General features: G+C 69.7%; 21 protein-coding genes. 5 read left to right on the forward strand and 16 right to left on the reverse strand.

From position 1 onward, the window contains the following. Positions 1–407: 407 nt before the first annotated feature. Positions 408–1,937, reverse strand: a complete 1,530-nt coding sequence (locus tag MKK67_RS18295) for a DHA2 family efflux MFS transporter permease subunit (protein ID WP_279601702.1) — start codon at positions 1,935–1,937, stop codon at positions 408–410. Positions 1,938–1,996: 59 nt separating this feature from the next. Next, positions 1,997–3,241, reverse strand: coding sequence for an HlyD family secretion protein (locus tag MKK67_RS18300; protein ID WP_243967176.1), 1,245 nt, complete (start codon positions 3,239–3,241; stop codon positions 1,997–1,999). A 139-nt stretch (positions 3,242–3,380) separates the two neighbouring features. On the opposite strand from MKK67_RS18300, the gene MKK67_RS18305 reads away from it, so the two are divergent. Then, positions 3,381–4,019, forward strand: coding sequence for a TetR/AcrR family transcriptional regulator (locus tag MKK67_RS18305; protein WP_243967185.1), 639 nt, complete (start codon positions 3,381–3,383; stop codon positions 4,017–4,019). 243 nt (positions 4,020–4,262) lie between these two features. Here MKK67_RS18305 and dxr read toward each other — a convergent pair whose 3' ends face one another. The 4 genes from dxr to pyrH all read right to left on the reverse strand — a co-directional run bounded on the left by dxr (position 4,263) and on the right by pyrH (position 7,821). After that, positions 4,263–5,441 (reverse strand): 1-deoxy-D-xylulose-5-phosphate reductoisomerase, encoded by a 1,179-nt coding sequence (gene dxr / locus MKK67_RS18310; RefSeq protein ID WP_243967204.1) that lies wholly within the window; start codon positions 5,439–5,441, stop codon positions 4,263–4,265. A 47-nt stretch (positions 5,442–5,488) separates the two neighbouring features. Next, complete coding sequence (locus tag MKK67_RS18315; protein ID WP_243967213.1) at positions 5,489–6,346, reverse strand: phosphatidate cytidylyltransferase; 858 nt, start codon at positions 6,344–6,346, stop codon at positions 5,489–5,491. Between the two features lie 19 nt (positions 6,347–6,365). Then, a complete protein-coding gene (gene frr / locus MKK67_RS18320; protein WP_243967223.1) occupies positions 6,366–6,929 on the reverse strand; it encodes a ribosome recycling factor in 564 nt (187 codons plus the stop codon). Positions 6,930–7,098: 169 nt separating this feature from the next. Next, entirely contained in the window at positions 7,099–7,821 is a 723-nt protein-coding gene (gene pyrH, locus MKK67_RS18325) for a UMP kinase (RefSeq protein WP_243967233.1), read from the reverse strand. 186 nt (positions 7,822–8,007) lie between these two features. Between pyrH and MKK67_RS18330 the strand changes: the two genes are divergently transcribed. Together MKK67_RS18330 and MKK67_RS18335 are read left to right on the forward strand one after the other, a co-directional pair. Beyond that, a complete protein-coding gene (locus tag MKK67_RS18330; protein ID WP_243967235.1) occupies positions 8,008–8,910 on the forward strand; it encodes a diacylglycerol/lipid kinase family protein in 903 nt (300 codons plus the stop codon). Next, positions 8,907–9,725, forward strand: coding sequence for a metallophosphoesterase family protein (locus MKK67_RS18335; protein WP_243967244.1), 819 nt, complete (start codon positions 8,907–8,909; stop codon positions 9,723–9,725). Before MKK67_RS18330 ends, MKK67_RS18335 begins: the two co-directional genes overlap by 4 nt. Before the next feature lie 24 nt (positions 9,726–9,749). On the opposite strand, the gene MKK67_RS18340 is transcribed toward MKK67_RS18335, so the two are convergent. From MKK67_RS18340 to MKK67_RS18350, 3 genes are all read right to left on the reverse strand, one after another. Further along, on the reverse strand, positions 9,750–10,058 hold the full coding sequence (locus tag MKK67_RS18340) for a hypothetical protein (RefSeq protein ID WP_243967253.1): 309 nt from the start codon (positions 10,056–10,058) through the stop codon (positions 9,750–9,752). Between the two features lie 343 nt (positions 10,059–10,401). After that, the gene (gene tsf / locus MKK67_RS18345) at positions 10,402–11,328 is read right to left on the reverse strand and encodes a translation elongation factor Ts (protein WP_243967264.1); all 927 of its coding nucleotides are present in this window, start codon (positions 11,326–11,328) and stop codon (positions 10,402–10,404) included. 117 nt (positions 11,329–11,445) lie between these two features. Beyond that, positions 11,446–12,513, reverse strand: coding sequence for a 30S ribosomal protein S2 (locus MKK67_RS18350; RefSeq protein ID WP_243967272.1), 1,068 nt, complete (start codon positions 12,511–12,513; stop codon positions 11,446–11,448). 227 nt (positions 12,514–12,740) lie between these two features. Between MKK67_RS18350 and MKK67_RS18355 the strand changes: the two genes are divergently transcribed. Next, positions 12,741–12,998 (forward strand): CCDC90 family protein, encoded by a 258-nt coding sequence (locus MKK67_RS18355; RefSeq protein WP_243967289.1) that lies wholly within the window; start codon positions 12,741–12,743, stop codon positions 12,996–12,998. 24 nt (positions 12,999–13,022) lie between these two features. Here MKK67_RS18355 and MKK67_RS18360 read toward each other — a convergent pair whose 3' ends face one another. Both MKK67_RS18360 and MKK67_RS18365 read right to left on the reverse strand, forming a co-directional pair. Next, positions 13,023–13,763, reverse strand: coding sequence for a pseudouridine synthase (locus tag MKK67_RS18360; protein WP_243967297.1), 741 nt, complete (start codon positions 13,761–13,763; stop codon positions 13,023–13,025). Further along, the gene (locus tag MKK67_RS18365; protein WP_243967306.1) at positions 13,760–14,665 is read right to left on the reverse strand and encodes a class I SAM-dependent methyltransferase; all 906 of its coding nucleotides are present in this window, start codon (positions 14,663–14,665) and stop codon (positions 13,760–13,762) included. Before MKK67_RS18365 ends, MKK67_RS18360 begins: the two co-directional genes overlap by 4 nt. Positions 14,666–14,918: 253 nt before the next feature. Between MKK67_RS18365 and MKK67_RS18370 the strand changes: the two genes are divergently transcribed. Further along, positions 14,919–16,997: a prolyl oligopeptidase family serine peptidase gene (locus tag MKK67_RS18370; protein WP_243967317.1), complete on the forward strand. Its 2,079-nt coding sequence runs from the start codon at positions 14,919–14,921 to the stop codon at positions 16,995–16,997. A 130-nt stretch (positions 16,998–17,127) separates the two neighbouring features. On the opposite strand, the gene era is transcribed toward MKK67_RS18370, so the two are convergent. The 5 genes from era to MKK67_RS18395 all read right to left on the reverse strand — a co-directional run. Further along, entirely contained in the window at positions 17,128–18,114 is a 987-nt protein-coding gene (gene era, locus MKK67_RS18375; RefSeq protein ID WP_243967325.1) for a GTPase Era, read from the reverse strand. After that, positions 18,111–18,875: a ribonuclease III gene (rnc, locus tag MKK67_RS18380; protein WP_243967390.1), complete on the reverse strand. Its 765-nt coding sequence runs from the start codon at positions 18,873–18,875 to the stop codon at positions 18,111–18,113. The genes era and rnc overlap by 4 nt, the downstream gene beginning before the upstream one ends. Positions 18,876–18,886: 11 nt before the next feature. After that, the gene (gene lepB / locus MKK67_RS18385) at positions 18,887–19,687 is read right to left on the reverse strand and encodes a signal peptidase I (RefSeq protein WP_243967334.1); all 801 of its coding nucleotides are present in this window, start codon (positions 19,685–19,687) and stop codon (positions 18,887–18,889) included. Between the two features lie 251 nt (positions 19,688–19,938). Next, entirely contained in the window at positions 19,939–20,349 is a 411-nt protein-coding gene (gene acpS, locus MKK67_RS18390; protein WP_243967344.1) for a holo-ACP synthase, read from the reverse strand. Continuing rightward, positions 20,346–20,857, reverse strand: a 512-nt coding sequence (locus MKK67_RS18395; protein WP_243967361.1) for a pyridoxine 5'-phosphate synthase, incomplete at its 5' end; no start/stop codon positions are given. The genes acpS and MKK67_RS18395, both read right to left, overlap by 4 nt.

The raw sequence follows: 20,857 nt of genomic DNA on the forward strand, positions 1-20,857 counted from the left end.
CCCGCCTGCGGCTACGGCCTACACAGGTTTGAAGCACAGGCGCTGTTGCAGGCCGCCACGCGCCCCCTCTCCCGTGCGGGAGAGGGTTGGGGTGAGGGACCAGATCTTTCCGGACAAGGCGCATCCCTCACCCTGTCCCTCTCCCGCACGGGAGAGGGGACCCGCGCCTTCTGCACCCACGGCATGATCACGGCTACGATCGAAACCTGTTTAGCCCGTAGCCCCTGCGGGGAGGGGAAACGCGTGGTATGTCCATCGCTTGCTACTGAATGCGACGTGTGAGTCCGGTAGGCCCGCGGGGCGAAGGGATATGCGCCCGCAGTCAGGGCCGCAGCGCAGTCCGCCACAGCCTAAAAACGATCCCCGCTATCCTCGCTCTGCGAAGCCCATCACCACCCTGGAAACCGTCAGTGCCCCCCGCCCCCACCGGCGGCCGCGCGGGGGCGGCGGATCAGCGGCACGGCGCAGGCCATCGCCAGGAACAGCACGGTGAGCGCCAGGAACACGTCCTCGAAGGCCATGACCAGCCCCTGGATCCGCACCGTGTTGGTCATGGCCTTGAGCGCCATGCCGGAAGCGGCGCTGCCGTAGGAGTCGAAGCCGCGCTGCATCGTGTCGAGGCGTTCCAGCGCGGTGCTGTTGGCCCAGGTGAAGCGCTCGTGCAGCCGGGCGAGGTGCAGGTCCCAGCGAGCGTTGAGCACGGTGTTGATCAGCGCCAGGCCGACCGCGCCGCCGAGGTTGCGCGTGAGGTTGTAGAGGCCGGAGGCGTTCTTCATCCGGGCCGGCGGCAGGGTGCCGAGCGCGATGTTGTTGATCGGGATCATGCACAGCATCAGCGAGCAGCCGCGCAGGATCTGAGGCCAGAGCAGCTCCCAGAAATCCCAATCCTTGGTGAGCCCGGTGACGATCCAGGTGCCGCAGGCGAAGCCGACGAAGCCGATCCCCATCATGATCCGGGGATCGACCTTGCCGGAGAGCCGGCCGGCGATCGGAGCGGTGGCGAACATGCACAGCCCTGAGACGAACATGGTCTCGCCGATCATCAGCGCCGAGTAGCCGCGCACCCGGGCGAGGTAGACCGGGTAGATGTAGGTCAGGCCGTAAAGTCCGATGCCGAGCACGAAGCTGGCCACGCAGCCGCTGGCGAAGTTGCGGTCGGAGAAGGCCCGCAGGTCGACGATCGGCTGCATGGCCGTGAAGACGCGCCAGAAGAACAACAGCCCCGAGACCCCGCCGATGATCGCGCAGGTGAAGACCGCTTCGTCCTGCAGCCAATCGTGGTTCGGCCCCTCCTCGAGGACGTATTCGAGGCAGCCGAGGAACCCTGCCATGAAGGCCAGGCCGGCCCAGTCGAACGACTTCAGCAGGTCGTAATTGGGCTTGTCGAAGTCGATCAGGATCCAGGTCGAGATCGTCACCGCGATGCCGGGCACGACGTTGATCAGGAACAGCCAGTGCCACGACATCAGGTCGGTGAGGTAACCGCCGATCGTCGGGCCGATGGTCGGCGCGAGCGTCGCGACGAGGCCGATCACCGGCGACACGATGGTGCGCTTCGACGGCGGGAAGATCGTGAACGCCGCGGCGAACACCGTCGGGATCATGCCGCCGCCGATGAAGCCCTGCGCGGCGCGCCAGACGATCATCTCGGAGATCGACGAGGAGGTCGCGCACATCACGCTCATCAGCGTGAAGCCGCCCGCCGAGATCGCGAACATCCAGCGGGTCGAGAGCACCCGCGACAGGGTGCCCGACAGCGGGATCGAGATGACCTCGGCGATCAGGTAGCTGGTCTGGACCCAGGGGATCTCGTCCCCGGAGGCCGAGAGGCCGGCCTGGATCTCGTTGAGGGAGGCCGAGACGATCTGGATGTCCAGGATCGCCATGAACATCCCGAACACCATGCAGAAGAACGCCACCATGCGGCGGCGGTCCATCGGCGGCTCGGCGGCCGGGGCTCCGGCCGAGATGGCGGCGGTGGCGGCCACGGGCGGGCTCAGCGGCTCGCGGCGTTGAAGCGCCCGTCCTCGGCGTGGTCGAGGACCGAACGATCAGTGCCCGCCCGGGTATCCACCCGCACTTCCACCGAGAGGCCGGGCCGTAGCAGGCCCTCGCGGGCGACGGCCTCGGGCACCCGCACCCGCACCGGCAGGCGCTGCACGATCTTGGTGAAGTTGCCGGTGGCGTTGTCCGGCGGCAGCAGGCTGAACACCGAGCCCGAGGCCGGCGAGAACGACTCGACCACGCCCTCGATCTCGCGGTCCGGATAGGCGTCCACGGTCACGAGCACCGGCTGGCCGGGGCGCATGCGCTGGACCTGCGTCTCCTTGAAGTTCGCGTCGATGCGCACGCTCTGGAGCGGCACCAGGGCGGCGACCCGGGTGCCCGGCGCCACGTAGGCCCCGGCCTCGACCGCCTTGTTGCCGATCACGCCGTCGAAGGGCGCGCGGATCACCGTGAAGTCGAGGTCGCGCCGGGCGCGGTCGACGGCGGTGCGCAGCTCGGCCGAGAGGCGCTCGGCCTCGCGCTTCTGGGCCGCGAGCACGTCGACATTGGCTCTAGCCGCCAGGAGGCCGGCCTCCATGCCCTTCACCGAGGCTTCCGTCCGGTCCCGGTCGGCGCGGGCCTGGTCGATCCGCGACTTGGCGACGTAATCCGCCTGCATCTGGGTCGCCCGGGCGAAGTCCGCCTGCGCGCGCACGGCATCGGCGCGGGTCGCGTCGATCTGCGCGGCGGCCTGAGCGACCTGCGCCTGCGCGGCCTCGACCTGCCGGGCAATCCGCACGATCGTGCTCTCCTGCGTGGCGAGCTTGTCCTGCGCAGCCTGGAGCGCGAGGCGGTAATCGCCGTCGTCGAGCTTGGCGATCACGTCGCCCTTGCTGACAGAGACGCCGTTCACGACGGGCACGGATTCGAGATAGCCGGAGACCTTGGCGGCGAGGATCGAGATGTCGGCCTGCACGTAGGCGTCATCGGTCGAGACGAAGAACCGCCCAACGCTCCACCAGTGCCAGCCCTCATAAACGCCGCCGCCGAGAGCCGTCGCCAGGAGGCCGAGCAGGAGCACCCTCTTGAGCGGGCGCTTTTGGGCTGGGCCGGCTTCGGGAACTGACGGGGCGGTCGTCTGAGGGGCGTCGGCCGCATCCGGAGCCGCGTGCGGTGGCGCCCGGCCGTCGGCGCGCTCGTCGTCCGCGATCTCGATGCCGGCAGCAGACCGGTCGCCATCCTCGCGAAGGGACATCTCAACGCCTCTGGACCCGTGACCGAACCGTTCGGTCAATGATTTGGACGCGCCTTGACGCACGTCGAATCTGCCGTCAGGGTAGATTGACCGAACGGTTCGGTCAAGTAGAGCGGCGTCGCCGACGCGGAGCAGGGTGATGGATCAGGGCGCGGTGCTGGAGCGGGGATCGTCCCAGCATGAGGGGGACAAGCGGCGGCAAATCCTCGACGGCGCCCGCCGGGTTTTCCTGGCGTCGGGGTTCGACGGGGCCAGCATGGGCGAGATCGCGCGAGCCGCAGGCGTCTCCAAGGGCACGCTCTACGTCTATTTCGACAGCAAGGAAGCGCTGTTCGAGGCCCTGATCATTGTCGAAAAGACCAGCTTGGCCGAGACGCTGTTCACCTTCGACCCGGCCGACACGGATATTCCGGGAGTGCTGACGCGGTTAGGGATGAGTTTCCTCGCCGAGATGTCCAAGCCGGAACATATCTCGGTGCATCGTATGGTGATCGGGGTCTGCGAGAAGTTCCCGCATTTCGGGCAGGTCTATTACGACGCCGGCCCGGCCCGCGGGGTCGGGCGGCTGGCGGCGTATCTCGACATCCAAGTGCAGGGCGGCCGGCTGCACATCGTTGACACCACGCTTGCCGCGCAACACTTCCTGCATCTGTGCCTGGCGGGCCTCCTGACCCGCCTCCTGTTCGCCGCCGGTGGCATGGCGGACGAGGCCCGGAAGCGATTTCAGGTGGCGGAGGCGGTGCGAGTGTTTTTGGCTGGGTACGGGGCGGATGGCTAGGACGGCGCGGCTAGGGGCTGATCGATCCGGCAGCCCATTACGGCTATCGGACCTTCCCCCACACGCGCCCTCATCCCGAGGTGACGAAGCGAAGCGGAGGCCTCGAAGGAGCCCTCCAGCTAGCCGCGCGATCGCTGGAGCGCTCCTTCGAGGCCCGCTGCAGCGGGCACCTCAGGATGAGGGGATTGGGTGGGACGAACCGGTTGAGACGGACGCCGGAAAAACCCTCGGCCGCAGGCTCTACTAACCGGCCGCGCGCAGCTCCGGCAACGCCTCGGCGCTCCAGACCCGGACATGGGCGTCGATGGCCAGCGCCTCGTCAACGTCGGACGGCGCGGTCCGGTACTGCCCGGCGAAGTGCTCGCAGGCACGCTCGACCAAGTCGCTGATCCCGTAAAAGCCGATGCGGCCGGCGATGAAGGCGGCCACCGCCACCTCGTTGGCCGCGTTCATCACGGTGGGCGCCGCGCCCCCGGCGGCGAGCGCCGCCCGGCCGATTCGCAGGCACGGGAAGCGTTCCTCGTCCGCCGCCTCGAAGGTCAGCGCACCGAGCTTCACCAGGTCCAGGGGCCGGCCCCGGGCGATGGTCAGGCGATCGCCGAGCCCGAGGCAATGCGAGATCGGCACGCGCATGTCGGGAAGCGCGAGCTCCGCGGTCACGGCGCCGTCGAGCCAGTAGACCAGGCCGTGGATCACCGATTGCGGGTGCACGACCACGTCCAGGCGCTCGGGCTCGATGCCGAACAGGTGGTGCGCCTCGATCAGCTCAAGCCCCTTGTTCATCAGGCTGGCCGAATCGATGTTGATCTTCATGCCCATCGACCAGGTCGGATGGGCCGCGGCCTCGGCCGCGGAGGCGGCGGCGATCCGCTCGCGGGTCCAGGTCCGGAACGGGCCGCCCGAGGCGGTGATCATCAGGGTGCGGACATCGGCGAGCGGCCGGCCGGCGAGCGCCTGGCTGAGCGCGTCGTGCTCGGAATCCATCGGCAGGATCGTGGCACCGTAGCGGGCGGCGTCGCGCATGAAGGCGTCGCCGGCGCAAACCAGGCTCTCCTTGTTGGCGAGCGCCACCGTGCGGCCGAGCCGGAGCGCGGCGTGGGTGGATTTCAGCCCGGCCGCGCCGCTCACCGCGGCGACCACGATGTCGGCGTCGCGGGCCACCGCCTCCATGACGGCGCCCTCCCCCGCCCCGTTGGCGATGCCGCTGCCCGACAGAGCCTCGGCCAGCGCCGGGCCGGCGGTCTCGTCGGCGAGCGCCGCGAAGGTGGCGCTGAGCTCGCGGGCGACCTTGGCCAACGCGACCGCGTCGCGCCCGCCGACCACGGCACCGGTGCGGAACCGGTCCGGGTGCTGGGCCAGCAGGTCGGCGGTGGAGCGGCCGATCGAGCCGGTGGCGCCGAAGACGGTGACGATCTGGGTCACGGGTGAAACTCCCTCATCGTCATGGGGTCAGAGTCATGGGGTCAGAGTCATGGGATCAGACCGCTTCCACGCGCGGCGAGATAGAGCCCGGCCAACACGGCCACCGCGAAAAATCCATCGAGCCGGTCCATGACGCCGCCATGGCCCGGGATGATCTTGCCCGAATCCTTCACCCCGTAGCGGCGTTTCAGGCCGGATTCGACGAGATCGCCGGCCTGGCTCAGCACGGAGGCCAGGGCGCTGACGCCGGCCACCACCGGCAGGGAGGCGGCGCTCGGCAGGTCCAGCCCGGCGAGGTCGGCGGCCGCCGCCACCAGCGAGCCCGCCGCGACCGCCCCGATCAGGCCGCCGATGGCCCCCGACCAGGTCTTGTTGGGCGAGACCCGGGGCATCAGCTTCGGGCCGCCGATCTTCCGGCCGGCGAAGTAGGCGGCGATGTCGGTGGACCAGACCACGGCGAACATCCAGGCCGGCCCGACGAGGCCGATCCCGGGATCGTCGCGCAGGGCGACCGGCACCGAGGCGACGGCCGCCGCCCCGAGCACGCCGGCGAACGCCCGCACCCGGCCGGAGCCGGTGCGCGCCACCGTTGCGCAGGCCGCGGCCCCGAGGAGCAGGACGGCGAGGCAGGCGAGCGCCGGGGCGCCGCCGCGCTGGCAGAGCAGCAGGGCGGCCAAAGTCGCCACGCCCAACGCGATCAGCACCTCGCGGGGCTCGGTCCGGCTCATCACCATCCATTCGGCGAAGCCGATGATCCCGGCGGCGAGCCAGATCCCGGCGAAGGGCCAGCCGCCATAGACCAGGGCCGCGAGGATCGCGGGGGCGAGCACGACGCCCGAGGCGACGCGCAGCCAGAGCTCGCGCCGCCCGGTGGGGCGCACGGCCGGTGTGGTGGCGGAGGTCACGCGCGTCTCGGCCTGCGCCTCAGACGTGCATGATCTCCTTTTCCTTCGAGGCCAGCACGCTGTCGATCTCAGCGATGAACTGGTCGGTCGCCTTCTGCACGTCGGCGGCCTGGCGCTTCTCGTCGTCCTCCGAGATGGCGCTGTCCTTGAGGAGCTTCTTGAGGTGGTCGAGCCCGTCCCGGCGGACGTGGCGCACGGCCACGCGCGCCTCCTCGGTGTACTTGTGGGCGACCTTGACCATCTCCTTGCGGCGCTGCTCGTTCATCTCGGGGATGCGCAGCCGGATGGTCTGGCCCTCGGTCTGCGGGTTGAGGCCGAGATCGGATTCGCGGATCGCCTTCTCGACGGCGGTGACCATGCTGCGGTCCCAGACCGAGATCGACAGGAGCCGGGGCTCGGGCACGCTCACGGTGGCGACCTGCGCCATCGGCATCGACGAGCCGTAGGCATCGACCTGGATCGGATCGACCAGCGAGGGGGTGGCCCGCCCGGTCCGCAGGGATCCGAGATCCTTGGAGAGCGACGCGACCGCGCCCTGCATGCGGCGCTTGATGTCGTTGAGGTCGAATTCCGGTGTGGCCATGGTGGTCGTCCCGACACGTCTGACGTTGTCTTCTCGCCCAGTACGGGCAGTCGCGGCCTCAATGGCGGAATTTTCCCGGTGCCGCAAACCTCCGGAGCATCGTCCCGAAAGGTGGCCGCCGGCTTTCGGAAGAAGACGATGCGAATCGAGAGGCGCGCGCAGCGTGCGGTTACGGTGCCACGAGGGTCGAGGGCGCCTCGCCGGACAGGATCTTGGCGATCGAGCTCGGCGGATGCAGGGAGCCGACGACGATCGACAGCCGGCTCTCGCGGGCGAGCGCGAAGGCGGCGGTATCCATCACCTTGAGATCGCGGGCGATCGCCTCGTCATGGGTCAGCCGGTCGTAGCGCGTGGCGCTCGGATCCTTCTTGGGATCGGCCGAATAGACGCCGTCCACCTGCGTGGCCTTGAGCACGGCGTCGCAGCGCAGCTCGGCGGCGCGCAGCACCGCGGCGGTGTCGGTGGTGAAGAACGGGTTGCCGGTGCCGCCGGCCAGAACCACCACCTGGCCCTTGTCGAGATGGTGCAGGGCCGGCTGGCGGGCGTAGGTCTCGCAGATCGTCGGCATCGACACCGCCGACATGGTCCTGGCCGGGACGCCCGCGGCGTTGAGGGCGGTCTCGATCGCCAGCGAGTTCATCACGGTGGCCATCATGCCGAGGGAATCACCGGTGGCGCGGTCGATCCAGCCGGCCGCCGAGATGCGGGCGCCGCGGATCATGTTGCCGCCGCCGACCACGATGGCGATCTCGGCCCCGGACTCGATGGTGCGGGCGATGTCCTCGGCGAGCGCCGCGAGGGTCGGCGGATGGAGCCAGTAGCCGTCCGGGGCGGCCAGGGCCTCGCCAGACAGCTTGAGGAGGATACGGCGAAACGGCGTCGCTTCCGGCATCTTGATCTCCGGCTCCATACCGCATCACCCGAACCCGTGAGGCTTCTACGTCAGCCGCGGGAGCGGCGTCGAGGGGCGGGCGCCGATCCGGGCGGGGATCACGGGGACGATGTCCCACCGACACGCGAACGACGTGCAGCTTTGGCAGAGGAGCTAGGCTCGTCATCGGGATGGATGCCCGAATCCATGCGCATCGCTCTGGTCATCAACGGCGCCTCCGGGGCGGTGGCGTCGGGCACGACGCCGGAGGCGATCCGGGAGAAGCTGGTCGCGGCCGGGATCGAACCCCTGGGCGAGGCCGACCGGGGGGCGCCCCTGCCGGTGCGGATCGCCGCCGCCGCGTCGGAGCCCGACATCGATGCCCTGGTGGTGGCGGGCGGCGACGGCACCATCGCCTGCGCGGCCGCAGCGCTCATCGGCAAGGCCACGCCCCTCGGCATCCTGCCGCTGGGCACCATGAACTTCCTGGCGCGGGATCTCGGCGTGCCGCTCGATATCGACGGCGCGGTCGCGGTCCTCGCCTCCGGAGCCCGGCGGCAGATCGATGTCGGTGAGGTCAATGGCCGCACGTTCCTGATCAACTCCGTGCTCGGCCTGCCCGCTCGGGTGACGCGGCACCGGGAGGCGCATCGCCGGCATCTCGGCCTGCGCACGCTGCTGCGCTGGATCATAGGCGTGCTGCGCCATCTCGGCCGGTATCCGCGGCTGACCGTGACCGGCACGATCGACGGCGCGGCGCGGACCTGGCGGTTCCGGCTGCTGGCGGTGGTGATCGGGGATTATGTCGAGCGGCCGGGCCGCATGCTGGTGCGGGCGCCGGTCGATGCCGGGGAGCTGACGCTCTACATCCTGGCGCATCTCTCCCCGTGGCGGACCCTGCGCCTCGCCCTCGGCTTCGCCCTGGGCGACTGGCGGCGCCTGCCGGACATCGAGCGGCTGCCGGCAGCCAACCTGACCATCGCGTCGGAGACCCGGGCGCTGCGGGTCATGAACGACGGCGAGGTGGCGCTGATCCCCGCGCCCCTGCGCTACCGGATCCACCGGCAGGCGCTGACGGTGATCGTGCCTCGGTCGAGCCAGCACACGTGAGACGGATCAGCCATATCTCCGACCTGCATTTCGGCCGTACCGACCCCGCCGTGGTGGAGGCCCTGGTCCACGAGTTGAACGCGGATGCGCCGGACCTGATCGTCGCCTCGGGGGATTTCACCATGGCGGCGCGGCCTTCGGAATTCGCGCAAGCCCGGGCCTTCCTCGACCGCCTGGCGCCGCCCTGGATTGGGGTGCCGGGCAATCACGACATCTCGCCGTTCCGCTTGGTCCAGCGCTTCGTGCACCCGTTCACCCGCTACCGGCGCGCCATCGCGGCCGAGACCGAGCCGTGCTTCCAAGATGGAGAGATCGGGATCGTCTGTCTCAACACGGTGCGTCGCTGGGCGCCGGAGCCAGACTGGTCGCACGGCGTGATCCGCCGGAGCCAGATCGAGCGGGCGGAGGCGCGGCTCTCGGCGATGCCGGCCCACCTGTTCAAGATCGTGGTCGGCCACCACCCGTTCCTGCCGCCGCCCTGGGACGAGGAGGCCCGCCTGGTCGGGCGCGCCGACCGGGCCCTGGCGGCGTTTGCCGGGTGCGGTGTGGGCCTGACGCTCGCCGGCCACCTGCATCGGCACTACGCGCGCTATGCGGAAGCGGAAGGATCAATCCCCGAGACGCTGGACCGGGGGTCGATCCGGTCTCGTCCCGGGCGTCTTCTGGCGGTCCAGGCCGGCTCGGCGACCTCGACGCGGCTGCGGGGCAACGAGCCCAACGCCTACAACCGCATCACCATCGCGGAGGGCTGCGCCACCGTCCGGGTCCGTCTGTGGGACGGCGGCGCCTGGGTCGATGCAGCAGCGCCGGCATGACGGGGGTCACGCCGGCGCCAAGGTTCAGCTCCCGACGAAGAGGCCGACGGAGCCCAGAAGGGTCATGACGAGACCGGAGGCGAACACGCCGATCATCAGGTACGAGAAGGATTTCATTGCCATGAGCGTGATGTAGCGCGGCGGTGCCGAACCGGGTGTGCGCTGCAACACGAGGCGGGCGGGATTATGTTTCGCGATGCGGGGCTTCGCGTTGACCAGGCCGGAATGATATTTTCCGGCAATGGCTTGCAGCTTCTCAACAGGCTCGGTCGCGGCGCAAACGTTTGATCTGGCGGTGCTGCTGAGTTCGCGAAGCGAAGCCCCCACCCGCACGGGCTACGATGTTCACTTGTCAGCTTGTGCAGGCCACGACGCGCCCCCTCTCCCGTGCGGGAGAGGGTTGGGGTGAGGGATCAGGTTTCTCCGGAGATGTCGCATCCCTCACCCTGTCCCTCTCCCGCACGGGAGAGGGGACCCGCGCTGCATCCTGCGCGGTGCGATCGACGCAGACCTTCTCAATGAGGCGAGTCCTGTCTGACCAGGTTCCATCCGACCGGCCGCTCCCACCCGGCCTCCTGCCCCCTCGCCGAAGCCGTCGTCGCGGTACAAAAGAAAACCCCGCCCGGCTCGCGCCGGACGGGGTCTCGAAATCGTCAGACCAACAGGTCCGAAAAAATCAGGCGCGGCCGGCCTGCTGGGCGACTTCGGTGGCGAAGTCCGGACCGTCTTCCTTCTCGATGCCCTCGCCCAGAGCGTAGCGGACGAACGCCGTCAGGGTGACGGGACCGCCGACCTTACCGGCAGCTTCCTTGAGCACCTGGCTGACCGTCTTCGAGCCGTCATGCACGAAGGGCTGCTCCAGGAGGGTGACCTCCTTGTAGTAGCTCTTCAGGCCGCTCTCGACGATCTTGGCGAGCACGTGGTCCGGCTTGCCGGCGTTCTTCTCGCGCAGGATGTTCGACTCACGCTCCAGGGTCGCGGCGTCGACGCCGGATGCGTCCAGCGCCACCGGGTTGGTGGCGGCGACGTGCATGGCGATCTGGCGGCCGAGCGCCGACAGGGCCTCGACATCGCCCTCGGACTCGAGCGCCACGAGCACGCCGATCTTGCCCAGCCCCTCGGAGACCTGGCTGTGGACGTAGGAGGCGATGACGCCCTTCTTTACCTCGAGCTTGGCGACCCGGCGCAGGTTCATGTTCTCGCCGATGGTGGCGATCAGGCTCTGCAGCTTCTCCGAGACGGTCTCGGTGGCGCCCGGGAAATGGGCGGCCTGGAGACCTTCCAGGGTGCCGTCGGTGTTGAGAGCGATCTTGGCGGCCTCGCGGGCGAAGGCCTGGAAGGCGTCGTTGCGGGCGACGAAGTCGGTCTCGGAATTCACCTCGACGATCGCGGCGTGATGGCCGGCGGACTCGACAGCGACGAGGCCCTCGGCGGCGACGCGGCCGGCTTTCTTGGCGGCCTTGGCGAGGCCCTTCTTGCGCAGCCAGTCGATGGCCGCCTCGATGTCGCCCTGCGTCTCGTTGAGCGCGCCCTTGCAGTCCATCATGCCCGCGCCGGTCTTCTCCCGGAGCTCCTTCACCATCGCGGCGGTGATGTTGGCCATGGCGGTCCCTTTCGTGTGGTCTGGATGAGAGAGGCCCGGCGCGCGGGTGAGCGGCCGGGCCCGATATGGCTGAATTCGCGACGCCCGGATGACGGGGCGTCGCGAGGTCCCGGAGGATCAGGCTGCGGCAGTCGCCTCGACGAAGCCGCGAGCCTGCGAGACCCACGAATCGCGATCGATGCGGCCGTTGAGCTTCAGGTCGGAATCGACCTTGGCGACTTCCTCCGGCGTCATCGCGGCGATCTGCCAGTAATGGTAGATGCCAGCATCGTTGAGCTTCTGGACGATCTGCGGGCCGGCGCCGTGCAGCTTGGTCAGGTCGTCCGGCGCGCCGCGCGGGGCGGCGAGCAGCTCGAAATGCTCGGTGGTCTCGGAGAGCATCGCCACGTCGGCCGGATCGAGCGCGTCGGACTCGACCGAGACGGCGGCGGCGTCGTTGGCCGGCAGCTCCTCAGCCTGCGGCTCCTCGGAGGCGCCGAGATCGACACCCGACGAACCCTGGGCGCGCGAGATGCCGTCGATGGCGGCCTTCGCGATCAGGTCGCAGTAGAGCGCGATGGCGCGGCCGGCATCGTCGTTGGCCGGGACGATGTGGGTGATGCCGTCCGGGTTGCAGTTGGTGTCGACGATGGCGGCCACCGGGATCCCGAGGCGGTTCGCCTCCTTGATCGCCAGCTGCTCCTTGTTGGTGTCGATCACGAACAGCAGGTCCGGCACGCCGCCCATGTCCTTGATGCCGCCCAGCGCCTTCTCGAGCTTGTCCTTCTCACGGGACAGCATCAGGCGCTCCTTCTTGGTCAGGCCCGGGCCGCCGGTCTCCAGCGTCTCGGTGACCTTGCGCAGGCGCGAGATCGAGCCCGAGATGGTCTTCCAGTTGGTGAGCATGCCGCCCAGCCAGCGGGAGTTGACGTAGTACTGGGCCGAGCGCTTGGCGGCGTCGGCGATGGTGTCGGCCGCCTGGCGCTTGGTGCCGACGAACAGCACGCGGCCACCCTTGGCGACGGTGTCGCTCACCGCCTGCAGCGCGGTGTGCAGCGCCGGCACGGTCTGGGCCAGGTCGATGATGTGGATGTTGTTGCGGGTGCCGAAGATGTACGGCTGCATCTTCGGGTTCCAGCGGTGCGACTGGTGACCGAAATGGGCGCCCGCCTCGAGGAGCTGACGCATAGAGAAATCGACGGCCATATCTTTGTACTCTCCGGTTGGATCCGCCGCGGAGGGATGCAGCCGCCCAAAAGATTCGGACGGCCACCGGAAGACGCCTCATTCAGGCATGAGGCCGGCTCCGCGTGTGGGATGGGCGGGCGCTTAGCAGAGCCCGGAGCCGGACGCAAGGATTCGGGTGATGCGGATGGTGATTGCGGGTCCCCAGAGCTTGCAACCCGGCACCTTCGACGCCGATAATACCCCACATGGCGGCCGTGGCATTCGATACGCTGAAATTCGCCCGGACACTCCGGGACAAGGCCAAGCTCTCACCCGAGCAGGCCGAGGGCTTGGCCGATGCCATGGCCGAAGCGCTTCAGGGCGATCTCGTCACGAAGGCGGATCTGCGCGCCGAGTTGGCGGAAACGCGGGCCGAGATCGTGCGTTGGGTCGCTGGATTGATTGGCTTTCAGACGCTGGCGATCATCGGCGCCGTAGTCGCCCTCGCCCGATCACTTCACTGAGGCCGTAACCCGACAGCGGGGTGTTCAGGCGCCCTCGAACACCGCGGCGACATCCGCCTCATTCATCACCCGGTAGCCCCCGGCCGGCAGGTCCGCCATCAGGTCGAGGCCCCCGACCCGGTCCCGATGCAGCGCCACAACATGGTTGCCGACCGCAGCGAACATCCGGCGAACCTGATGGTAGCGCCCCTCGGTGAGCGTCACCGCGCAATGCGTAGGATCCTCCACCACCAGCCGCACCGGCAGCAGCGGCCTGTCCTCGCCCTCCAGCATCAGCGAGCCGGACGCGAAGATTGCGGCCTCGGTGCCGTCGAGGGGCCGGTCGAGGGTGACCCGGTAGCGCTTCGCGACGTTCGCCTTGGGGGCGATGATCCGGTGCAGCAGCGCGCCGTCATCGGTGAGCAGCAGCAGGCCGGAGGTCTCCTTGTCGAGGCGGCCCACGGTGGAGAGCGGCGGATCGCGCCGACGCCAGCGCTCGGGCAGCAGTCCGTAGACCAGCGGGCCGGCTTCCTTATGCGAGCAGGTCACGCCCAGCGGTTTGTGCAGCATCAGGCACAGGCCCGGCAGCGGATCGACCGGCGCGCCGTCGATCGTCAGCCGGCTCGGGAGATCGGGGTCGAGGGCGATCCGGTCGCCGGCATCCGCCACCTCCGCACCGTCCAACAGGACCGCACCGGCCCGGGCCAGACCCTGGATCTCGCGGCGCGATCCGTAGCCGAGATTGGCCAGCAGCTTGTCGAGGCGGACGGACTTCGCGGCCGTCATTTGCGCGCCTCGTAGACCCGGTAGCCCCCGGCCTGCACCGTGACCGAGACGTCGCGGAACGCCGCCGACAGGGCGGTCTCGTAGGGCAGGTGCGCGTTGGCCACGAGCCACAGCGTGCCGCCCTTGCGCAAAGCCTCGGCGGCCCGGGCGATGAACGTCCGGCCAAGCGCCTGGTCCTCGGTGCCGCCGTCGTGGAACGGCGGGTTCATCACGACGAAGTCGAGGCTGCCAGGCACCGTGCCGGCCGCCCGGATGTCGGCCCAGACGATCGTGGCCCGCGGATCGGCGACGTTGCGCCGCGCCATCTCGACGGCGCGGCGATCGACCTCGACCAGCGTCAGCGCGGTCACGGCGGGCGAGCCCAGGATCGCCCGGGACAGGACCCCGAGGCCGCAGCCGAGATCGGCCCCCCGCCCCTTCAGGGGCGGAAGATTGGCCAGGAGCAGCGCCGTGCCGGGATCGAGCCGATCCCAGGAGAAGATGCCCGGCTGCGTGCACAAAGCGAGGTTATCGACGTGGCGCGGTCCGCCCTCGTCGATGGCGGCGGCGATCCCGGCCGGTGCGGGCGGCCGCACGAGCCGGCAGATCCGGTGGTGGCGGCGCGGCTCGTCGGCGGCGTGGCATTCGAAAGCCGCCAGTTCCTTGGCCAGCCGGGCACCGCCCCGATCCTTCGGGGCGAGCGCCATCATCCGGCCGCCGGGCACGAGTGCCCGCAACGTATGAGCGAGAACGTAGCGCCGCTCGACCGTGCCGGGCGGCGCCAGCACGGTCGCGGCATCGAGGCTGCCTTCGGGCAGATCCTCGAGCCGGGCGGAGCCGGGAATCAGGGGGGAAAACTGGACGGCGTCACCGGGGACCTCGGCGAGATCGACCGGCGGCAGGCCGTAAACGGCGTGGCGCATGAACAATTCAGGATCTGGAGAGCTGGCATCGGAACGCGAATCCACAGCGGAGCGGGAAACCCGCGCCCGACTCGGATCATCCGGGAGGAACGTCGCCTGTTACACTGGAATGGTCCCGGAAGCCCAGCCTTCGGATCCGCACGGCCCGGCATCCGCCCTATCCGAGCCTTCATCCAACAACCAGGACGTGCGCCTAACCTGACGCAGTCAGGGCCGTTCCCGAATCCCCATACGCCGGTCTATCGTGTCCGCCATGACCGTCCCTACCGATCCGCGCCCGACCCTCCAGCATCCGGACGACGATCCCTACCTCTGGTTGGAGGAGATCGACGGGCCGGAGGCGCTGGCCTGGGTCGAGGCGCGCAACGCCGAGACCCTGGCCCGCTACGGCGATGCCGCCTTCGCCCGCGACCGCGACACCGCGCGCACCATTCTCGACCGGCCGGAGCGCATCCCGTTCGTCTCGCGGCGCGGCGGGCTGCTCTACAATTTCTGGACGGATGCCGAGCATCCGCGCGGCCTGTGGCGGCGGACCGACGAGGCGAGTTTCCGGGCCGAGGCGCCGGCCTGGGACATTCTCCTCGACCTCGACGCCCTGGCCGCTGCGGAGGGCGAGGATTGGGTCTGGGCCGGATCCTCGGTCCTGAAGGACGGGCATGATCGCGCCCTGCTATCCCTCAGTCGGGGCGGCGGCGACGCCAAGGTCGTGCGCGAGTTCGACCTGATCAGCCGAAGCTTCGTGGCCGACGGCTTCGTCCTGCCGGAGTCGAAGGGCGGTGCGGCCTGGCTCGACCGCGACACGCTGCTGGTATCGAGCGCCTACGGCGACGACATGGCCACGCGCGCGGGCTACCCGCGCACCACCCGGATGCTGTCGCGCGGATCGGATCCGCAGGCCGCCGCGGTGCTGTTCGAAGTGCCCGAGACCAGCATGGCCGCATGGGCCTCGGTCGACCGGGAGACCGGCGTCGAACGGCTCGTCTTCATCGATCAGGTCGGCTTCTTCGATACGAAGATCCATCTCGGCGACCGGACTGGCTCGCGCACGCAGCTCGACCTGCCCTCGGACGCGGATGTGCAGATCGATCGGGACCAGATCGCCGTGCGGCCGCGCCAGCCCTGGCGTGTCGGCGGTACTGAGCACGCGACCGACACGGTGCTGGCGATCGCCCTGTCCGGGTTCCTCGCCGGAAGCCGCGACTTCACGGTGCTGTGGCGGCCGGACGAGCGCCGGGCGCTCCAGGACGTGTTCTGGTCCGCCGGGCGCCTGTTCGTGCACGCGCTCGACGACCTGCGGCCGACCTACACGATTTGCGAGCATACCGGGGGCGTGTGGACGACGCGGCCCCTAGACGGGCTGCCGACCCTGGGCAGCGTCCATGTCTGGCCCCTCGACGGCGACCCCGAGGAGTCGGACGGCACGTTGCTCGCGACCGTGCACGACCCGGTGACGCCCGCGACGCTGCTTAGCATCCCGCCGAGCCTCGAAGCCCCCACGGTCCTGCGCCGGACACCGCCGGCCTTCGACGCGCAGGGCCTGCGGGTCACTCGCCACGAGGCGGTCTCGGCGGACGGCACGCGGGTCCCCTACGTCCAGACCGGCCCGGACGGACTGACAGGCGAAGCTCCCGTGTACCTGACCGCCTATGGCGGCTTCCGGGTTCCCCTGTTGCCGAGCTACCAGCCGGTCTTGGGCAAGCTCTGGCTGGAACGGGGCGGCACGAGCGTCGTCGCCAATATCCGCGGCGGCGGCGAATTCGGAACGCGCTGGCACGATGCCGGCCGCCGGGAGGGCAAGGCTCGCGCGCATGACGACTTCGCCGCGGTCGCGGCCGACCTCGTGGCGCGGGGCGTGACCCGGCCGGGCCGGATCGCCGCGGAGGGCGGATCGAACGGCGGCCTGCTGATCGCCAACATGCTGACCCGCTATCCCGAGCGGTTCGGAGCCCTGTTCTGCACGATCCCGCTGATCGACATGCGCCGCTACACCAAGCTCTTGGCCGGGGCGAGCTGGATCGCGGAATACGGCGACCCGGACGACCCTCAGGACTGGGCGTTCCTCGGCGCGATCTCGGCCTACCATACGGCCGAAGCGGGCCGGCCCTACCCGCCGATCCTGCTGGCCACGAGCCGCCGCGACGACCGCGTGCATCCCGGCCACGCCCGCAAGATGGCCCGGAAGCTGAACGCCCTCGGCTACGACGCGGCCTTCTACGAGCCCGCAGCCGGGGGGCACGGCTACGGCAAGGACAATGCCGAGACAGCCGCGTTCCTGGCGCTCGGCCTGAACTTCCTGCGCCGCTCGATCGGCTGGAACGTACCGGAGGCCTAGAGTCCTGGTTTCAAAAGGTCTTCGACCTTTTGCGGGTGCAGGGCAGCGCCCTGCTGTCGGGCTCCGCCCGATGCATCAGGGGCTCCGCCCCCGAACCCCGCCAAAGGGCTGAGCCCTTTGGAAACCCTTTTCAGCCGCGCGGGAATTCCAGGCCCATCTCGCGGTAGCGGGCCGGGTCGTCGGCCCAGTTCTCGCGCACCTTCACGTGCAGGAACAGGTGGACCTTGGCATCCGCCGCCTCGGAGATCCCGATCCGGGCGGCCTGCCCGATCGCCTTGATGGTCTGGCCGCCTTTGCCGAGCACGATCGAACGCTGGCTCTCGCGCTCGACGAAGATCGTCTGCTCGATCCGCACCGAGCCGTCCGGCCGGATCTGCCACTGGTCGGTCTCGACCGTGGAGCGGTAGGGCAGCTCCTCGTGGAGGCGGTCGTAGATCTTCTCCCGGGTGATCTCGGCGGCGAGCATGCGCAGCGGCGCATCCGAGACCTGGTCCTCCGGGTAGAGCCACGGGCCGGGCGGCATCCGGGCGGCGAGCGCCCGGCGCAGGTCGCCGACGCCGTCGCCCTTGAGGGCCGAGATCATGAAGGTCTCGGCAAACGGCGAGGCCGCGTTGAGCTTGGCGGCGAGATCGAGCAGCCGTTCGCGCGGGATCAGGTCGATCTTGTTGAGGATCAGCATCTTCTCGCGCTTCACCTCGCCGAGGCGGCTGAGAATCGCCTCGACCTCCTCGTCCAGGCCCTTGCGGGCATCGACCAGCAGGCAGACCGCATCCGCGTCGGCCGCGCCGCTCCAGGCCGAATGCACCATCGCCCGGTCGAGGCGGCGCTTCGGCGCGAAGATGCCGGGGGTGTCGACCAGGATGACCTGGGCCGAGCCCTCGATCAGGATGCCGCGCACCAGCGCCCGGGTCGTCTGCACCTTGCGCGAGACGATCGAGACCTTGGTGCCGACCAGGTTGTTGAGGAGCGTCGACTTGCCGGCATTCGGCACGCCGATCAGCGCGACGAAGCCCGCCCGGGCATCGGCGGGCGTACCCGGGAGCGCCGTGGGCGTCTTCGGGGCCAGCCGCTCGGCAGGGCCGTCGTCGTGGCCGTCGTCTTGATCGTGTTCGGTCATGCTGTCTCCGTCGGCCCCGTCTCCGGGACGGTGCCGATTCCCTCGCGCTCCATCAGCGCGCGGGCGGCCTCCTGCTCGGCGACACGCTTCGAGGTGCCCTCGCCATGGCCCGGCTCGAGCCCCTCGACCTGTACGGCAATGCGGAAGCGTGGCGCATGATCCGGGCCGGTGCGCTCGACCACCGCGTAGACGGGAATCGGCAGGCCCCGGCCCATCGCCCATTCCTGCAGGGCGGATTTCGCGTCGCGGCCTCGATGCGCCGCCATCGGCTCGGCCGGGTGGAAATGCGCCTCGACGATCGCCCGGGCCGCATCGAAGCCGGCATCGAGGTAGACTGCCCCGAGAATCGCCTCGCACACGTCAGCCAGGATCGTCTGGTTGCGCCGGCCGCCGCCCATCACCTCGCCCTGGCCGAGGATCAGGTGCGGCCCGACCTCCCAGGAGGCCGCCACCGCCGCGCAGGTCTCCCGGCGCACGAGCCCGGCGAGCTGGCGCGACAGGTCGCCCTCGTCCGCGTCGGGAAAGGCAGAATAGAGCCGGTCCGCCACCGCGAGCCCGAGCACGCGGTCGCCCAAAAATTCCAGGCGCTGGTAGCTGCCGCCGCGGCCGGTGGCCTTGCTGGTATGGGTCAGGGCCCGGGTGAGCAGGGTCTGGTCGGCGAAGCTGTGGCCGATCCGCTCCTCCAGGACGCCGAGGGGCGGCCTGGGCCTGTGGGAACGCCGCGCCCGGGAAGACGGCCGGGCCTGTCCAGCCTCGTCCAAGTCCGGGCCGGTCAATGGATCGTCGAGAACAGGCGCGACCACCGTACATGGGCCGGCCAGTTCCAGAGCTGCCAGGCCGGCGTGCCCTCGTCGATCGAGAAGAAGATCATCTCGGCGCGCCCGACGAAGTTGGCGAAGGGCACGTAGCCGACGCTGGCGAGGTCGCGCGAATCGGTGGAGTTGTCGCGGTTGTCGCCCATCATGAAGAAGTGACCGCTCGGCACGGTGTACAGCTCGGTCTTGTCCCAGAAGCCGTTGTCGCCGTCGCGCTCGATCACCCGGTGGACGACGCCGTTGGGCAGCGTCTCGAGGTATTGGGGAACCTTGGTCGCCTGGCCGTAGGGATCGGTGGTCTCGTAATCGGCGATTCGCTCGCGCTTGACCGCCTTGCCGTTGATGTTGAGCACGCCGTCGATCATCTGGATCTTGTCGCCCGGCAGGCCGATCACACGCTTGATGTAGTCGGTCGCGTTGTCCTTGGGCAGCTTGAACACCGCGATGTCGCCGCGCTTCGGCTCGGCCGCCCAGACGCGCCCATCCGCCTGGATCGGGATGTATTCCGACAGCGGCAGCGAATACTTCGAGTATCCGTACGAGTATTTCGAGACGAATAAGTAGTCGCCGATCAGCAGGGTCGGTACCAGCGATCCGGACGGGATGTTGAACGGCTGGAACAGCAGCGTCCGCACCACCAGGGCGATCAGCAGCGCCTGGATGCCGACCTTCAGGGTCTCGCGGATGCTGGCCCAGGTGCCGGTCTCGGCCTGTTTCATCAGCGGCTTGCCGTCGTGATCCACGCGTGCGCGTTCCATCTTCAGACTCAGATTCCGTCGCCGAAGCAGGCTCCGGCGCTTCCGTTATCGCATGATGGCTTCGGAAAACCGGACCCCGTTTTTCCGCATCATACGCCAGCCGCAAGCGGGGCTCGGCCCCGCCGCTTGCGGCTGATCTGCGGTTGTCCCGAGGAATGCGCCGCAATCGTGTCCGCTGGTGCGGCGGTCTAGACCAAGCGCGAGCCCCCCGCAACGCACGAGGGCGGCAGGCTAATCCACGATCCCGGATCTCACGTAGGCGGCACCGTCGGCAGCGCCTCGATGATCACGAAGGCTTGAGCCATCGGCGGATCGTCCGTGAGAGTCACATGCAGCCGTCCCTCATGGCCCGGGGGCAGCAACTCGGCCAGGCGCGCCGCCGCGCCGCCGGAGAGCCGCAGGGTCGGCTGGCCGGAGGGGAGGTTCACCACTTCCATGTCGCGCCAGAACACGCCGTTGCTGAGACCGGTGCCCAGGGCCTTGGCGCAGGCCTCCTTGGCGGCGAAGCGCCTGGCGTAGCCCGGGGCGCGGGCGGCGCGGCGGTCGCAGCGCGCCCGCTCGCCATCGGTAAACACCCGGTGCGTGAAGCGGTCGCCGTGCCGCGCCAGGGTCCGCCCGATCCGATCGATGTCGCAGAGGTCCGAGCCGATGCCGATGATCATGGGCGCCGCGCGCGGTCCATGGCCGCCCGCATGTCCCGTACGGCCTGGGCGAGCCCGACGAAGATCGCTTCGGCGATCAGCGCGTGGCCGATATTCAGCTCCCGGATCTGCGGCAGTGCCGCCACCGGACCGACGCTCTCGACGGTGAGGCCGTGGCCGGCATGGATCTCGAGGCCGAGCCCGGCGCCATGCTCGGCCGCCCGCGTGATCCGCCTCAGCTCGTGGGCGATGCGCGCGCCGTCGCCGGCAATGGCGGCCTCGCAGTAGCGGCCGGTATGGAGCTCGACCACCGGCGCCCCGAGGGCCCGCGCGGCGTCCATGATCGCGGGCTCCGGCTCGACGAACAGCGAGACGCGGATACCGGCCTCGGCCAGGGCCCGAATGCGGGGGGCGAGGTGATCGCACCCGCCGACGATATCGAGGCCGCCCTCGGTGGTGCGCTCCGCGCGCTTCTCGGGCACCAGGCAGGCGGCGTGCGGCCGGGTCGCCAGGGCGATCGCCACCATCT

The sequence above is a fragment of the Methylobacterium sp. J-072 genome (assembly GCF_022829425.1).
Classification (GTDB): Bacteria; Pseudomonadota; Alphaproteobacteria; order Rhizobiales; family Beijerinckiaceae; genus Methylobacterium.

Coding starts and splice junctions, on each gene's coding strand:
- frr (WP_243967223.1), bottom strand. CDS start 6,929: ATGGCCACACCGGAATTCGACCTCAACGACATCAAGCGCCGCATGCAG.
- MKK67_RS18360 (WP_243967297.1), bottom strand. CDS start 13,763: ATGACGGCCGCGAAGTCCGTCCGCCTCGACAAGCTGCTGGCCAATCTC.
- tsf (WP_243967264.1), bottom strand. CDS start 11,328: ATGGCCAACATCACCGCCGCGATGGTGAAGGAGCTCCGGGAGAAGACC.
- pyrH (WP_243967233.1), bottom strand. CDS start 7,821: ATGCCGGAAGCGACGCCGTTTCGCCGTATCCTCCTCAAGCTGTCTGGC.
- acpS (WP_243967344.1), bottom strand. CDS start 20,349: ATGATCATCGGCATCGGCTCGGACCTCTGCGACATCGATCGGATCGGG.
- MKK67_RS18355 (WP_243967289.1), top strand. CDS start 12,741: ATGGCGGCCGTGGCATTCGATACGCTGAAATTCGCCCGGACACTCCGG.
- MKK67_RS18370 (WP_243967317.1), top strand. CDS start 14,919: ATGACCGTCCCTACCGATCCGCGCCCGACCCTCCAGCATCCGGACGAC.
- MKK67_RS18365 (WP_243967306.1), bottom strand. CDS start 14,665: ATGCGCCACGCCGTTTACGGCCTGCCGCCGGTCGATCTCGCCGAGGTC.
- MKK67_RS18300 (WP_243967176.1), bottom strand. CDS start 3,241: ATGTCCCTTCGCGAGGATGGCGACCGGTCTGCTGCCGGCATCGAGATC.
- MKK67_RS18330 (WP_243967235.1), top strand. CDS start 8,008: ATGCGCATCGCTCTGGTCATCAACGGCGCCTCCGGGGCGGTGGCGTCG.
- lepB (WP_243967334.1), bottom strand. CDS start 19,687: ATGGAACGCGCACGCGTGGATCACGACGGCAAGCCGCTGATGAAACAG.
- era (WP_243967325.1), bottom strand. CDS start 18,114: ATGACCGAACACGATCAAGACGACGGCCACGACGACGGCCCTGCCGAG.
- MKK67_RS18295 (WP_279601702.1), bottom strand. CDS start 1,937: ATGGACCGCCGCCGCATGGTGGCGTTCTTCTGCATGGTGTTCGGGATG.
- MKK67_RS18305 (WP_243967185.1), top strand. CDS start 3,381: ATGGATCAGGGCGCGGTGCTGGAGCGGGGATCGTCCCAGCATGAGGGG.
- MKK67_RS18350 (WP_243967272.1), bottom strand. CDS start 12,513: ATGGCCGTCGATTTCTCTATGCGTCAGCTCCTCGAGGCGGGCGCCCAT.